The sequence below is a fragment of the Burkholderia sp. SIMBA_051 genome (genome assembly GCF_046534915.1).
Classification (GTDB): Bacteria; Pseudomonadota; Gammaproteobacteria; order Burkholderiales; family Burkholderiaceae; genus Burkholderia; species Burkholderia ambifaria.
In genome coordinates this window covers 66580-82070 of sequence record NZ_JAWRXS010000009.1, presented here as the reverse complement: position 1 = coordinate 82070, position 15491 = coordinate 66580, and the positions used below count along the sequence as shown (strand labels likewise).

Below are 15491 nucleotides of genomic sequence, written 5' to 3'. Positions count from 1 at the left end.
GCACGTCAATTTCTCCAGGAGAACATCGTGACTTTCCAACGACTCACCGGTGCGAGCGCAGCGTTGCTCCTCATCGACCACCAAGTCGGCACCATGGGCTGGGTGACTTCCACATCCTTCGATGAAATGAAGAGGAATGCCATCATTCTCGCCAAGGCTGCCAAGATCCTCAACATCCCGACGGTACTGACTTCCAGCATGGAAGAGGCGGCCCAAGGCCCGCTGCTGAGCGAGCTCGAAGCCATCCTTCCCGACGAATTCGCTGCGCGCGTCAAGCGCGCGGGCATCGTCAATGCGATGGACGACGAAGCGTTCGCTGCTGCCGTCAAGGCGACCGGCCGTACGAAGTTCATCCTGGCAGGCGTCACCAACGACGTCTGCACGGTGTATCCGGCGCTGACCCTGGTTGGACAGGGCCACGAGGTGCAGGTGGTCGCCGACGCAGGTGGCTCGCCCAGCAAGATCGCCGACGACATTGCGTTGCGCCGCATGGAGCGTGCAGGCGTCACCTTGACGAGCACCAACCAGCTCATCGCCGAACTGGCCGGCAGTTGGAGCACGCCTGAAGGTGGCCAGCTGGTTCAGGCATTGAATATCGGCTGAAGCATGCGCTCCGGCATCCGGAGTGCTCGATTCGGAACATACAGAGGAACGAAAAATGACACATATCTGGCAGCCTGTTGAACTGGGCGCAATCGAACTATCCAACCGCTTCGCGATGGCGCCCATGACGCGCAGTCGCGCCAAGCCGGACGGCACGCCGGGCGACCTGGCGGCCGAGTATTATGCCCAGCGCGCCAGCGTCGGTCTGTTGATCAGCGAAGGTACGCAGCCGTCGGATGATGGTCAGGGTTATCTGGCCACCCCCGGCATCTACACCGATGCGCATGTAGCGGGCTGGCGCGGCGTTGCTTCTGCCGTGCACGCCAAAGGTAGCCGTCTGTTCATTCAGTTGATGCACGTCGGGCGTGTTTCGCACCCTGACAACACCCCCCACCATCGCCAGCCGGTCGCGCCGTCGCGAATTGCCCCAGGCGCCCAGATGTTCACGCTGAATGGCATGGTCGACATCCCGGAGCCACGTGCATTGAGCGTTGACGAGATCGCCGCGACCGTCAACGACTTCCGCATCGCCGCACGCCGCGCCGTCGAGGCTGGGGCCGATGGCGTCGAGATCCACGGTGCCAATGGCTATCTCATCCACCAGTTCATCGCACCGAGCGCGAACACCCGGACGGATGCCTACGGTGGCTCGATCGAGAACCGTGCCCGATTCGCGATCGAAGTCGCCAAGGCCATCGCCGAGGAAATCGGACCGGATCGCACCGGCATCCGCCTGTCGCCGGGCGTTCCCATGAATGGCATTGACGAGGGTACCGAAGGTCCTGACTTGTATCGCTATCTGGTGCGCGAGCTGGACAAACTGGGTTTGGCCTATCTCCACCTTCTGCACGTGGGAAACGAGCCGCTCCTGGCCGATATCCGTGCGCTGTGGAAGACGGTGCTGATCGTCAACCGCCCCAGCCGGCCGCGCGAGCAGATCGGCTCGGACGTCAAGGCCGGTCTGGCGGACATCGAGGCCTATGGTCAGGCCATTCTGGCTAACCCGGACTTCCTGGAGCGCCTCAAGGCGAACGCGCCGCTGAACACGGGTGACCGTAATACCTTCTACGCTGGCGGCGCCGAAGGCTACATCGACTACCCGTCGATGCAAGGCACGCAGATGTAATAGCCGCGCAGGCGGATTGCCGAATTGCTGGCCCATCCAGTTCTACCAGCGTCCTGCTGGCAGAACTGGATACTTCCGAGGGTGGGGCAGCTCAGGGCTCTTGGCCAGGTCGAGAGCTCTCATGGCCGCGTCGCGATACACCTTCGCCACGAACGTCCCGATTCTTTCGACGGCTCGCGCGGCCGCCGCTTCCTCAAAGCAATGCAAGACATCAAGCGAAAGCAATTCTCAAGGAAGCATATCCTCACCGTGGATATGCTCGACTTTCAAAGGGATACGGACAACAGATCCTGCCCAAGCTCAACTTTGCTTTGTTCTACGGCGGTGCCCAGCCGCTTCGCGCATTCCTCAATCCCTGCATCACCGATGTGACAATTGCGTGTCATTGGTGAATTTGTTTTTTTTTCGCTTGATTGAATCCCTGTCGCACTGGATAGAATGCTACGCGTTCCTGATGAATACGGAACAGTTCGTACATTTTTGTCGCTTCGACTATAGCTAAAAAACTGGGGATCCAGACATGCGAGACAACGGAGCATCGACGATGCTATCCGAGGAAATCGTCCCACTCGGCGACATCGAAAATATTGCACGACGCCATTTCGTGATGGGGCTCGGTGCAACGCTTCTGGCCGGATGCGGCGGCGACGGAAGCAACGCGGTTACAGGCGGTGAGCGTACATCGGCAAACGGCACCGGCCAGGCGTCCGGAGTTGCTCCAGCTTCGGACGGTATCGACGCAGGGGCGACGTCGGCAGGCACTGCCCAAACCCGCGCCTTCAAGCATCCCGGTTTGCTGCATACCGAGGCGGATTTCGAACGCATGCGCGCTAAAGTCGGCGCGCACGCTTCCCCGTGGATCGATAGCTGGAACGTGCTGGTCGCCAACGGTCACACGCGCCTGACGAACAAGCCGAACCCGCAGGTCGGCATCTATCGCGGCAATGATCCAACGCATGGTCAGAACTACGGCGCCCTCTACAACGACATCGCCGCCGCCTACGGCGACGCGCTGCGCTGGAAGGTGTCGGACGACAAACGCTACGCCGACAAAGCCGTGGAGTATCTGGACCAATGGGCCTCGACGCTGACGACGCTTGGCGGCAGTGACGTGGCGCTCGCCGCCGGCATCTACGGCTACGAATTCGCCAACGCAGCCGAAATCATGCGCGGCTACAGCGGCTGGAGTCCGGCCGGCCTCGCTGCATTCCAGGCGATGATGCGCAATGTCTTCTACCCAGTCAGCCATGCTTTCCTGACCCGTATCGACACCGCGATGGACACGCACTACTGGGCCAACTGGGGCCTGGCCAACATCGCGTGCGTCCTGGCCATCGGCGTGCTGTGCGACGATGCCGAACTCGTCAACGAGGCCATCACTCATTTCAAGACCGGTGGCAGTAACGGCTGTATCCGGCAAGCCGTGTACTACATGCACCCCGGCAACCTCGGGCAATGGCAGGAAGCCGGCCGGGACCAGGGCCGCAGCACGCTCGGCATTGCATTGACGGGCGCCATTTGCGAGATGGCGTGGAATCAGGGCATCGACCTGTACGGCTATGACAACAATCGCTTCCTGGCGGGCGCGGAATACGTGGCCAAGGCCAACCTGAAGCAGGCAGGCGGCGCGTTCTACACGGTGCCTTTCGCCACGTACCAGAACAGCGCCGGCGTCATCCAGACGCAGTTCGCCGCCGGCGGGCAAGGCGACGCCCTGGGGCGGCCCTGCTGGGCGCTGGTGGCCAACCATTACATCAACCGCAAAGGTCTGGCGGCGCCTTACACCCAGCGCGCTGCCGAGCTTGTGGCACCGGAAGGCGGCGGCGGCAACTATGGCCCCAACAGTGGCGGCTTCGACCAGCTTGGCTACGGCACGCTCACCTGCACGCTCGACCCCGGCACTCCTGCCGCAACACCGACCGGCCTGACCGGCTACGCCAACGCGGGCAAGGTGGTGCTGTCGTGGTGGGGCAGCGGCAACGCGGTCAGCTACAACGTCAAGCGCGCCACCATTGCCGGCGGACCGTACAGCACCATCCGGAGCGGTATCACCGATCTGCTGACCTATACCGATATGCCAGCCGGTGCCGGCACGTATTTTTATGTCGTGACAGCGCAAACGATTGCGGGCGAATCGGCGCCCTCCAACGAAGTGAAAGTGATCACGACGCAGCAGTTGCTTGCGCACCTCACCTTCGATGAAGGCGGCGGCATCACGGCCGCCGATAGCTCGGGCAACGGGCGCAATGGCACGCTCAACGGCGCAACGTGGGCAGTGGGGCACAGCGGCAACGCGGTCTCGCTCAACGGTTCTGGCGCGTATGTGGCGTTGCCCGACGATCTGCTGGCCGATGTGTCGGACTTCACCATCGCCAGCTGGGTGTTCTGGAACGGCTCGCAAACGTGGGCACGCCTGTTCGACTTCGGCACGGGCTTCCACCGCTACATGATGTTCACGCCGCGCGGGCAGTTGCGCAGCGGCTGGGCCGGCATGCGCTTCGCCATGACGGCCAACGGCCCCGGTGACGGTCCTCCGGAACAGATCATCGACGCTCCCACCGAGCTGCCGAGCAAGCGATGGGTGCATGTGGCCGTCACGCTATCGGGTTCGACCGGCACGATGTACGTGGACGGCACGCCCGTCAGTACCAACACGGCGATGTTCCAGGCGCCGTTCCGCTTGGGCAGTACCACGCAGAACTGGCTGGGCAAATCGCAATACAGTGCCGACGCCACGTTCCACGGCCTGATCGACGATTTCCGCATCTATCGCGGTGCGCTCAGCGCTGCGCAGATCGCAGCGCTCATGGCGAATTGATTGCGCTGGGCCCGATGGCGGGCCCTGCGATGGACCTCTTCCTTTAAGGATTTCTTCGATGACCGCGTTTTCTCAACGATGGCTTGCCGCTGCGGCGATGGCGTGTGCGTTATGGGGCTGTGGCGGCGGATCCGATAGCGCGACAGGCGTGACCAACATGAGTGCCAATGTAGCCGCCAATCGCGGCCAGATCGGCGGAAATGGCAGCGGCAGCAACCTGCCGGCGGCCAGTTGGACCAGTGTCAAGTGGGGCGGGGGCGGCTATGTCACCGGCCTCATCTACCATCCAGCCAACGCGAGCCTGCTGTACGCACGCACCGACGTTGGCGGCGCGTACCGCTGGAACGCGACCAACTCGACGTGGACGCCTATCACCGACGGCATCGGTTTCGGTGCAGGCGAGGGCGATTTCCACGGCGTCGAAAGCCTCGCGCTCGACCCGAACAACGATCAGCTCGTCTACATGATGACCGGCATTACCGTGACGCAGGGTCACAACGGCCGCATCTACATCTCGAGCGACCGTGGTAACACCTGGACGCACTACGACCTGCCGTTCCCGGTGGGCGGCAACGACAACGGCCGGGCCACGGGCGAGCGCCTGCAGGTCGACCCCAACAATCCCTCGACGCTGTTCTACGGATCGCGCACGGCCGGCCTGTGGAAGAGTGCCGATTCCGGCCGCACCTGGACGCAGGTCACGGGCCTGTCCTCCACTACGATCAGCGGCGGCGGCTCCCCGCTGGGCGTCGAGCAGGTCATCTTCGACACGTCGGGCACGGGCGGCGGCCAGCCGACCTGGATCATGTGGGCCACCGTCGCCCCGGATTACGCCAACGCGGCGGGCCTGACGTCGACCCTGTACAAGTCCACCAACGGCGGCTTCTCGTGGACGCCGGTGCCCGTCCCGCCGACGGTGTCCGGCTACTACATCCCGCACGTCGTGCGCACGTCCGACGGCAACTTCTACGTGGTGTTCAACGCGGGCGTCGGCCAGGGCATCGGCGGACCGAGCTATCTCTACAAGTTCGGCGGAAGCAACAACAGCAACTGGACGCTGCTCAACAGCTCCAACAGCAACGGCTTTGGCGGCCTGTCCGTCTCAGGTCTGGGCTCGTCCGCCCGCATCGCACTGGGCATGACCGGCTGGAGCGACACCAGCAAGACCATCCAGCTATCCGACGACGGGGGCAGTACGTGGCGCGAAATCGAGGCCGGCATGCCGCACACCGGCACTGCCTCGGGTGGCTGCGCCGGCTGGGTCGAGGGCGTCACCATCGACCCCGCCAATCGCGATCACGTCATGCACGTCCACGGCGGCGGCATCTGCGAAACCATGAACGCCTCGTCGCCCACGCCAACCTGGAGCCCCAAGGTCGACAACCTCGAGGAAACCGTGACGCTGGCGCTCGTCACGGCGCCGCCCGGCGCGTCGTATAACTTCATCAACAGCGCCGGCGACATCGGCACGTGGGTCAATACGGACCTCTCGACGAGGCCGACGAAAGGCCCGTTGAACACGTGGAGCAGCGGCAATTCGGCCGATATGTCGTGGTCCGATCCGACGTACATCGCCGCCGCGGGCGTCGACAACGCCAACGGCCATGCCACCAAGGGCTTCTGGTCCGGCGACAGCGGCAATAGCTGGTCGACGTTCGCGTCGCTGCCCAACGGCGCAGCGGCAAGCCAGAGCAACGTGGGCAACCTGGTCGTCCCATCCCGCAACAACGTGACCTGGGCACCGCCGGACTCGGTGCCGTCGTATACGACAAACAATGGCGCCAGCTGGACGGCGACCAACCTGCCGGCGTTCAGTGCCACATGGAACGGCTTCCAGCGTGCCTACCGCCTGGCCGCGGACCGCAAGAACCCGAACAAGGTCTATGCTTACGACTCCGGCGGCGCACCGTGGAGCTGGCAGCGCGGCAAGATCTACGTCTCGAACGACGGCGGCCACACGTTCGCGCTGAGCCAGGGCTCCGTGAACGCGAACCTGGCCTGGAATTCGTGGCGGGATACGTCGATGGCGGTCAATCCGAACGCCGAGGGTGACCTCTGGCTGGCCGACGGCACGGCCGTGTACCACTCGGTGGACTCGGGGGCAACCTGGACGAAGCTCAGCGTCTTTGCGTCGACCAACGACACACCGGGCGCCACCGTGATCGCCTTGGGCAGGGCACCGACCGGTTCGTCGTACTCGGCCGCGGTCTACGTGGAAGGCACATTGAACGGCGTCTGGGGCATTTACCATTCCGACGACGGTGGTGCAACGTGGGCGCGCTTCAACGATGACACGCACCAATTCGGCGACTCCGGCGTGATGGCCGGCGACTGGAACACGTATGGCAGGATTTACGTCAACGGCGCCGCTCGCGGTCTGATCTATAGCAATTGAGGTTGATCGACCGTAAGGGGTCCATTCTCGACGTCTACGTCACGGCGCTCTGACCGAGGAGCATAGGTGTCCACCGATTGGGGAGGTGGGCACCTATGGCTGACAAAGACTCTGAGTTGATCTTTTACCACTACGGTACGATCGCCTGCTCAAACTCTGGTTTCGTACAACGCGCGATAGGAGTTGCCGGCGCTACTCGGGAGTTGACACTGGTCTTCGCAAGGCTATGGTCAGTGCCCGCTTTAATTCGCGACGTGTACCTTCTGAGTCGCCGCGACGAGCGACGTCATTCGACACGGGGCGGTTCGAATAATTCGAACTGCCGCGCATGGGTTTCGCCAGGCGAACGCATGACCGGATCTGGCGCTATCTGCAAGCGGGCAGCCCAGCGATTCTCCCAGCGCCCGTAACCACATCTAATCGAAGGCTACAAGTAGCGCCCCGCATCCGTATTAACCCTGATTAAGAAATCTTATCGCGGTGAAAAATTCCGCATCTTATTGAGCTGATATCGGCTCGCTATAGTGGCTCGCTTTCCCGCACGCAATCCTCCGCGTGCGGCTGACACGCTGACGATCAGCAGGAGCCGCTTGATGACCACCGACGTCCGATTCACCGAAATCGACGATCTCATGCCCGCCGCCGGCGGGCTGCGCGAGATCCGCCATCACATTCACCACCACCCGGAACTCGCGTACGAAGAGCACGAGACGGCCGCGCTCGTCGCGGACAAGCTTGAGCAATGGGGCTGGCAGGTGACGCGCGGGGTCGGGCAGACGGGTGTGGTCGGCACGCTGCGGGTCGGCGACGGCACGCGCAGCATCGGCATCCGCGCGGACATGGATGCGCTGCCGATCCTCGAGGCGACGGGCCTGCCGTATGCGAGCGGCACGCACGGCAAGATGCACGCATGCGGCCACGACGGCCACACGACGATGCTGCTCGGCGCCGCGCAGCATCTCGCGAAGACGCGCAACTTTTCCGGCACCGTGCACCTGTATTTCCAGCCGGCCGAAGAGCACGGCGTCGACAGCGGCGCGAAGAAGATGATCGACGACGGCCTGTTCGAGCGTTTTCCGTGCGACGCGGTGTTCGGCATGCACAACCATCCGGGCGCGGCGCCCGGCGTGTTCCTCACGCGGCGCGGCCCGTTCATGTCGGCCGGCGACAAGGCGATCATCTCGATCGAGGGCGTCGGCGGCCATGCGGCGCGGCCGCACCTGACGGTCGACCCGGTGGTCGTCGCGGCGAGCATCGTGATGGCGCTGCAGACGATCGTCGCGCGCAACGTCGACCCGTCGCAGCCGGCGGTCGTCACGGTCGGCTCGATGCACGCGGGCACCGCGAACAACGTGATCCCGAACGGCGCGCGTCTCGAACTCAGCGTGCGTTCGTTCAGCCCGGAAGTGCGCGCGCTGCTGAAGCGCCGCATCGTCGAGCTCGCCGAATCGCAGGCCGCGAGCTACGGCGCGACCGCACACGTCGAGTACATCGAAGGCTATCCGGTCGTCGTCAATTCGGATGCCGAAACGGATTTCGCCGCGCAGGTCGCGCGCGAGCTGGTCGGCGACGCGCACGTCGTCGAGCAGGCCGACCTGCTGATGGGCAGCGAGGATTTCGCGTTCATGCTGCAGCAGCGGCCCGGCTCGTTCGTGCGGCTCGGCAACGGCGAAGGGGAAGACGGCTGCATGGTGCACAACCCGAAGTACGACTTCAACGATCGCAATCTGCCGATCGGCGCGGCGTTCTGGACGCGCCTCGTGGAGCGTTACCTCGGGCAGTAATCCCGGCGGCGGCGGGCGACGACCGGCCGGCGCTTCCGGCCGCATTGAGAGGAGAGACGAACGATGCAGAAAGACCATCTCGCGCTGCACCCCGCGTCGACGGGCGCCGCCGAACCCGATACGCGCGGCGCACCGGCCGTCACGAAGCGCGGCGCGATCGCGGCGGCCGTGATCGGCAACTGGCTGGAGTTCTTCGATTTCACCGTGTACGGCTTTTTCGCAGTACTGATCGGCAAGCTGTTCTTCCCGTCGAGCGACCCGACCACGTCGCTGCTGCTGTCGGTCGCGACGTTTGCCGCCGGCTTCTTCACGCGGCCGCTCGGCAGCGTCGTGCTCGGCGTCTATGCGGACCGCCGCGGCCGCAAGGCCGCGCTGAACCTGACGATCATGCTGATGGCGCTCGGCACCGGCCTGATCGCGATCGCGCCGACCTACGCACAGGCCGGCGTGGCCGCGCCGCTGCTGGTCGTCTGCGCGCGGCTGATGCAGGGCTTCTCGCAGGGCGGCGAGTTCGGTGCCGCGACATCCACGCTGATCGAGCAGGGCGGCACGTCGCACCGTGCGTTCCGCGCGAGCTGGCAGCTCGCGACGCAGGGCGGCGCCGCGCTGATGGGTTCGGGTTTCGCGGCGCTGCTGTCGAACACGCTGACGAAGGATGCGCTCGAGGGCTGGGGCTGGCGCCTGCCGTTCTTCGTGGGCGTGCTGATCGCACCGGTCGGCATGTATTTGCGCCGCAGGCTCGCGGATGATGCGCCCGGCGACAGCCATCACGGCATCGAACGCGGCGTGCTGCGCGAGCTGTTCTCACGGCACACGCGCACGGTGCTGCTGTTGATGCTGACGGTGATGGGCGGCACGGTGTCGACCTACATCCTGACCTTCTACATGCCGACCTACGCGATCCATACGCTCGGGCTGCCGATGAAGCTGTCGATGTTCGTCGGCGTCGCGTCGGGCTGCGTGATGCTGGTGACGTGTCCGCTGTTCGGCTGGCTGTCGGACCGTCTCGGCAGCCGGCGCATGCCGATCTTCGTCGGGCGCGGCGTGCTCGTCCTGCTGCTGTTCCCGGCGTTCTGGCTGATGAACCATCATCCGACGCTGTCCGTGATCCTGCCGCTGACCGCGCTGATGCTGCTGTTCTATTCGCTCGGGTCGGCATCTGAAATGGCGCTGATGTGCGAATCGCTGCCGCGCCATGTGCGCGCGACGGGGATCTCGATCGCATATGCGCTCGCGGTGACGATTTTCGGCGGCACCGCGCAGCTGGTCGCGACCTGGCTCGTGAAGACGACCGGCAGCAAGCTCGCGCCGGCCGGCTATGTGGCCGCCTGCGTGGTGCTGTCGCTGATCGCGGTGGCGATGCTGCGCGAGACCGCGCGCGAGTCGATGGACTGACGTGCCGCGCCGGGGGCGATCCGCTGTTCGACATCGTCGATCCGATGACCGACGCGATCACGACGGTATCGAGCAGCACCGACGGCGTGTTCTACATGCGGCGCGCGATCCGCTTCGTGACGGCCGGCGCGCCGCTCGGCCGCGTGACCGGGGCGGTGCCGGTGCGCACGGGGATGTTGCTGGGCGCGTGAGCGGCCGGGCGGCATGCTGACCGAAAGGCGCCGTGCAATTTCGTTCTAGTCAAATTGACCAGGCTTTGCCGCGTCACTAAATTGGTGGTGCGGAGTTCGCTCCGCCCTCCGTGAGAAGGACGTTGCAATAGAGTCAGAGAGTTGAGCGGGCGGCGCACGCCGCCCGTCTTTTTACGCGCGAATTGTCGTATCGCGACACGGCAATCGAGGCAGCCCACCGCGGCGCCCCGGCTGCGGGGGAACGTCCCGCACGCGCGTGCCGGTCCGCCGGGCTCACTCACCCGCGCCGCGCCACCAGCTCCGACACCGTCTGCGCGGCCTGCTGCAGCGGCGCGAGAAACTCCTTCACCATCTGCTTCGCGGTATGCCGCTGCGCGTTGCCGCTGATGTTCATCGCGGCGATCACCTGCCCGCGCCGGTTGCGGATCGGCGCGGAAATCGACATCAGGCCCACTTCCAGTTCCTGGTCGACCACGGCCCAGCCTTGCTGGCGCGCCTGCGCGATCGTCGCCTTCAACTCGCCGATGTCGGTGATCGTGCGGGGCGTGTGCGCACGGATGTTGCTCTGCGCGAGCGTTTCGTCGAGCGTCGCGTCGTCGAGCGCGGACAGCAGCACGCGGCCCATCGACGTGCAGTACGCGGGCAGGCGGCTGCCGATCGACAGGTTGATCGTCATGATCTTGCGGGTCGGCACGCGCAGCACGTAGACGATCTCGGTGCGGTCGAGCACGGCGGCCGAGCAGCTTTCGTGGATCTGCGCGGACAATTGCTCCATCACCGGATCGGCGAGATTCCAGAACGGCATCGACGTGAGATACGCGAAGCCGAGTTCGAGGATCTTCGGCGTGAGCCGGAACAGCCGGCCGTCCGCTTCGACGTAGCCGAGCGTCTGCAGCGTCAGCAGGATCCGGCGCGCGCCCGCGCGGGTCAGCCCGGTGGCCGAGGCGACCTCGGTGAGCGTCTGCTCCGGGCGCTGGGCGTCGAACGCGCGGATCACCGCGAGGCCGCGCGCGAACGACTGCACATAAGAGTCGCCGGGTTTCGTCTGGATGTCTTCGGTTGTCATGAACGGTCGGATTGTCGTGCAGCCGAGAAGATAGCGCATGGGGCCTGACACGCCAACCGCCCCGCCGACCGGGCGCTTGACAGGTCGTCCCCGCACTCCCTATGATGCGTTGAACGTTCGATACACGATCTTATGTTCGTATAAAGAACATTTAAGCGCATCCCGGCGGGCAATGCAAGGGGCGCGTTTCATTCACTTCCCTGCTTTGCATGAGACCGGAGACACTGATGACCGAAGCTTTTCTGTGTGATGCGATTCGTACCCCGATCGGCCGTTACGGCGGCGCGCTGTCCGGCGTGCGCGCCGACGACCTCGGCGCGGTGCCGCTCAAGGCGCTCGTCGAGCGCAACCGCGACGTCGACTGGACGGCAATCGACGACGTGATCTACGGCTGCGCGAACCAGGCCGGCGAGGACAACCGCAACGTCGCGCGCATGTCCGCGCTACTCGCGGGCCTGCCGGAGGGCGTGCCGGGTTCGACGATCAATCGCCTGTGCGGTTCCGGAATGGACGCGGTCGGTGTGGCCGCGCGCGCGATCAAGTCGGGCGAGGCCGCGCTGATGGTGGCCGGCGGCGTCGAAAGCATGACGCGCGCGCCGTTCGTGATGGGCAAGGCCGCCAGCGCGTTCGCGCGCCAGGCCGACATCTACGACACGACGATCGGCTGGCGTTTCGTCAATCCGCTGATGAAACAGCTGCATGGCGTGGATTCGATGCCGGAGACGGGCGAGAACGTCGCGGTCGACTACAACATCAGCCGCGCCGATCAGGATCTGTTCGCGCTGCGCAGCCAGCAGAAGGCCGCGCGAGCGCAACAAGACGGCACGCTCGCCGAGGAAATCGTATCGGTCACGATTCCGCAGAAGAAGGGCGATCCGGTCGTCTTTTCGCGGGACGAGCATCCGCGCGAAACGTCGCTCGAAGCGCTCGCGAAGCTGAAGGGCGTCGTGCGTCCGGACGGCTCGGTGACGGCCGGCAACGCGTCGGGCGTCAACGACGGCGCCGCTGCGCTGCTGCTCGCGAACGAGGCTACCGCGAAGCGCTTCGGCCTGACGCCGCGCGCCCGCGTGCTCGGCATCGCGACGGCCGGCGTCGCGCCGCGCGTGATGGGCATCGGCCCCGCGCCGGCCACGCAGAAGCTGCTCGCGCGGCTCGGGATGACGATCGACCAGTTCGACGTGATCGAGCTGAACGAAGCGTTCGCGTCGCAGGGCCTCGCGGTGCTCCGCATGCTCGGCGTCGCCGACGACGATCCCCGCGTGAACCCGAACGGCGGCGCGATCGCGCTCGGTCATCCGCTCGGCGCGTCGGGCGCGCGTCTGGTCACGACCGCGATGTACCAGCTGCATCGCACCAACGGCCGCTTCGCGCTGTGCACCATGTGCATCGGCGTCGGCCAAGGCATCGCGATCGCGATCGAACGCGTGTGATCGCGTGATGCGGTGAAGCGCGCGCGGCATGCGCGCCGCTTCACTGTGTTTCCTTTTCGAACGATGTGGCCGCGCGCGATCTTCGTGCCGGCCACATCGTCATTCAGCGGGCGATGGTTGCGCGAGGCGCGCGGCGAGCGCGTCGATCTCGGTGTCCGCGAATACCTCCACGCCGTGCTGGCGCAGCAGCGCCGCCGTCACGCCGGCGCCGGCAAGCCGCCGGCCCGCAAAACTCCCGTCGTAAATGAAATTGCTTCCGCACGACGGACTCCCGTCCGCGAGGATCGCGAAGCGGCAATCGTGCGCGCGTGCCAGCGCGAGCGCCGCTTGCGCACCGTCGACGAACTGCGCCGTCACGTCGGTACCGTGCACGTCGACGATGCGCGCGGCACCCACCAGAACGCGTTGCCCCGATTCGCCGTTCGCGATTTCGGCGGGCGGACGCGGCACGCTCATGCCCCCTGCGAGTTCCGGACACACGGGCACCAGACGCCCTTCACGCTGCCACCGTGCGAGCGTTTCGTGCGCGGCGGTCTTCGCCGAGCCGTTGTATCGGACGGGGTGACCGAGCACGCACATGCTGACGAGGATCTTCGGCGTGGCTGGCGGCCGCGGCGGGTTCTGCAATGTCGTTCTCCGTGTGGGTGGTATCGGGCGAATGGAAATACGCGTTCGAGAATGCCGGTTGAATGAAGCCGATCAGGCTGAATCGTTTCGTTGCGCGCAACGATTGCCTGAATTGGTGCGTCGCTTGACGTTATCCCATAACGCAATCGGATTGCATCCCGCAAAGCGCCGGGCGTGTTTATCACGGGATTATTTGATCGAAATCATCCTGAAGGCCGAATTCGATATTTTACGCGTGTCCGGATTAAGGTTTTTCCGGAAATTGCCGACAGTTAGAGGAGACCGTCGTGAAGCGATAAACCGTTTTTCGGCTACTGAGCGTGATTTTCGCGCCGCGCGGATCCTGTGCCCGGATCCGCCTTTTGGAGCCCCGCATGCGCAATAACCAGCCTGTCACCCAACAAGAATTCGAATTCCCCGACGACGTCACGCTGATGTCGACCACCGATGCCGACAGCATCATCACCTACGCGAACACGACGTTCGCGCATGTGAGCGGCTTCTCGACCGACGACCTCGTCGGCCAGCCACACAACGTCGTGCGGCACCCGGACATGCCGAAGGAGGCGTTCGCCGACATGTGGGCGACGCTGAAGAACGGCGAACCGTGGACCGCGCTCGTGAAGAACCGCCGCAAGAACGGCGACCATTACTGGGTGCGCGCGAACGCGGTGCCCGTGATGCGCAACGGCGCGCCGCACGGCTATATGTCGGTGCGCACCCGCGCGCCGCGCGACGAGGTCGCGGCCGTCGACCCGCTGTATCGTGCGTTCAGCGAGGGCAAGGCGGGCCAGCGCCGCTTCCACAAGGGCTTGATCGTCAGGACCGGGCTGCTGCGCATCGCGTCGCTGCCGCAAACGATGTCGGTGCGCGCGCGCGTTCATGCGGCGCTGTGCGTGCTGGCGCCGGCCGTCGTCGGCGCGGGCTGGGCCTGCGGGCTGACCGGTGGTGGGCTCGCGGCGTTTGCGGCGGCGACGGCCGGCGTGTCGGTGGCGGCTGGGCTGTGGCTCGATGCGCAGATCGTGCGTCCGCTGAAGCAGCTGCACGACCAGGCGCTGAATGTCGCGACCGGCGAAAGCCGGCGCGGCGTGCGGATGAACCGCGTCGACGAGATCGGCATGACGCTGCGCACGATCAATCAGCTCGGGCTGATGTTCCGTTGGCTCGTCGACGATGTCAGCGAGCAGGTGCACAACGTGCAGCGCGCGAGCAACGAGATCGCCCAGGGCAACAACGACCTGAGCGCGCGCACCGAACAGGCCGCGTCGAGCGTGCAGCAGACGGCCGCATCGATGGCCGAGATGACGGCGACCGTCGACAGCAATGCGGAGACCGCGCTCCAGGCGAACCGCTTTGCGGTGTCCGCGAGCGATGCGGCCGAGCGCGGCGGGCAGGCGGTGAGCGAAGTCGTCACGACGATGCGCGACATCACCGAGAGCTCGCGCAAGATCGCCGACATCATCGGCGTGATCGACGGGATCGCGTTCCAGACCAACATCCTTGCGCTGAACGCGGCGGTCGAAGCGGCACGCGCGGGCGAACAGGGGCGCGGTTTCGCGGTGGTTGCCGGCGAGGTGAGGGCGCTCGCGCAGCGCAGCGCGAACGCCGCGAAGGAAATCAAGACGCTGATCGGCGCGAGCGTCGACCGGGTCGAGTCGGGTGCCCGGCGGGTCGACGATGCGGGCAGGACGATGGAGGACATCGTCACGCAGGTGAAGCGCGTGTCGGACCTGATCGCGGAAATCAGCTCGTCGACGGCCGAGCAGAGCACCGGCGTCGCGCAGGTCGACCAGGCGGTCGTGCATCTGGACAACATCACGCAGCAGAACGCGGCGCTGGTCGAGCAAAGCGCGGCGGCGTCGGAAAGCCTCAAGCAGCAGGCGACACGGCTCGTCGATGCGGTGAACGTGTTTCGGTAATCGTCGGCGGCGAATCTCCGAGTTTCCGATTTGACGAGATTCGAATGGGTATCGGATAAAAATGGATTTTTTGATTCACGTATAAACAAAGTGTTCGACTGAATCAAGATGATGCATATCTAATACATATTTACCCG

General features: G+C 65.1%; 11 protein-coding genes. 9 read left to right on the top strand and 2 right to left on the bottom strand.

Going from position 1 to position 15491, the window contains the following annotated elements:
* The first annotated feature begins 27 nt into the window (after positions 1-27).
* The 6 genes from SB771_RS22385 to SB771_RS22360 all read left to right on the top strand — a co-directional run bounded on the left by SB771_RS22385 (position 28) and on the right by SB771_RS22360 (position 10121).
* Entirely contained in the window at positions 28-603 is a 576-nt protein-coding gene (locus SB771_RS22385; protein WP_175660093.1) for an isochorismatase family protein, read from the top strand.
* 55 nt (positions 604-658) lie between these two features.
* Positions 659-1729: an alkene reductase gene (locus SB771_RS22380; RefSeq protein WP_175660094.1), complete on the top strand. Its 1071-nt coding sequence runs from the start codon at positions 659-661 to the stop codon at positions 1727-1729.
* Between the two features lie 544 nt (positions 1730-2273).
* The gene (locus tag SB771_RS22375; RefSeq protein ID WP_175660095.1) at positions 2274-4547 is read left to right on the top strand and encodes a LamG-like jellyroll fold domain-containing protein; all 2274 of its coding nucleotides are present in this window, start codon (positions 2274-2276) and stop codon (positions 4545-4547) included.
* Positions 4548-4605: 58 nt separating this feature from the next.
* Complete coding sequence (locus SB771_RS22370; RefSeq protein WP_175660096.1) at positions 4606-6942, top strand: WD40/YVTN/BNR-like repeat-containing protein; 2337 nt, start codon at positions 4606-4608, stop codon at positions 6940-6942.
* Between the two features lie 593 nt (positions 6943-7535).
* The gene (locus SB771_RS22365) at positions 7536-8726 is read left to right on the top strand and encodes a M20 aminoacylase family protein (RefSeq protein WP_175660097.1); all 1191 of its coding nucleotides are present in this window, start codon (positions 7536-7538) and stop codon (positions 8724-8726) included.
* Between the two features lie 63 nt (positions 8727-8789).
* Positions 8790-10121 (top strand): MFS transporter, encoded by a 1332-nt coding sequence (locus SB771_RS22360; protein WP_175660098.1) that lies wholly within the window; start codon positions 8790-8792, stop codon positions 10119-10121.
* Between the two features lie 468 nt (positions 10122-10589).
* Here SB771_RS22360 and SB771_RS22355 read toward each other — a convergent pair whose 3' ends face one another.
* Complete coding sequence (locus tag SB771_RS22355; protein ID WP_175660099.1) at positions 10590-11378, bottom strand: IclR family transcriptional regulator; 789 nt, start codon at positions 11376-11378, stop codon at positions 10590-10592.
* A gap of 227 nt (positions 11379-11605) precedes the next feature.
* Here SB771_RS22355 and pcaF point away from each other — a divergent pair, with 227 nt between their 5' ends.
* Positions 11606-12808 carry a 3-oxoadipyl-CoA thiolase gene (gene pcaF, locus SB771_RS22350; protein ID WP_041491539.1) on the top strand — a complete coding sequence of 401 codons (1203 nt, stop codon included), beginning with the start codon at positions 11606-11608 and terminating at the stop codon, positions 12806-12808.
* Positions 12809-12907: 99 nt separating this feature from the next.
* On the opposite strand, the gene SB771_RS22345 is transcribed toward pcaF, so the two are convergent.
* Entirely contained in the window at positions 12908-13387 is a 480-nt protein-coding gene (locus SB771_RS22345) for a DUF523 domain-containing protein (RefSeq protein WP_410721198.1), read from the bottom strand.
* Positions 13388-13493: 106 nt separating this feature from the next.
* On the opposite strand from SB771_RS22345, the gene SB771_RS22340 reads away from it, so the two are divergent.
* On the top strand, positions 13494-13820 hold the full coding sequence (locus SB771_RS22340; RefSeq protein WP_175660101.1) for a hypothetical protein: 327 nt from the start codon (positions 13494-13496) through the stop codon (positions 13818-13820).
* Positions 13810-15354 (top strand): PAS domain-containing methyl-accepting chemotaxis protein, encoded by a 1545-nt coding sequence (locus tag SB771_RS22335; protein WP_175660102.1) that lies wholly within the window; start codon positions 13810-13812, stop codon positions 15352-15354. Before SB771_RS22340 ends, SB771_RS22335 begins: the two co-directional genes overlap by 11 nt.
* The last annotated feature ends 137 nt before the right edge of the window (positions 15355-15491 follow it).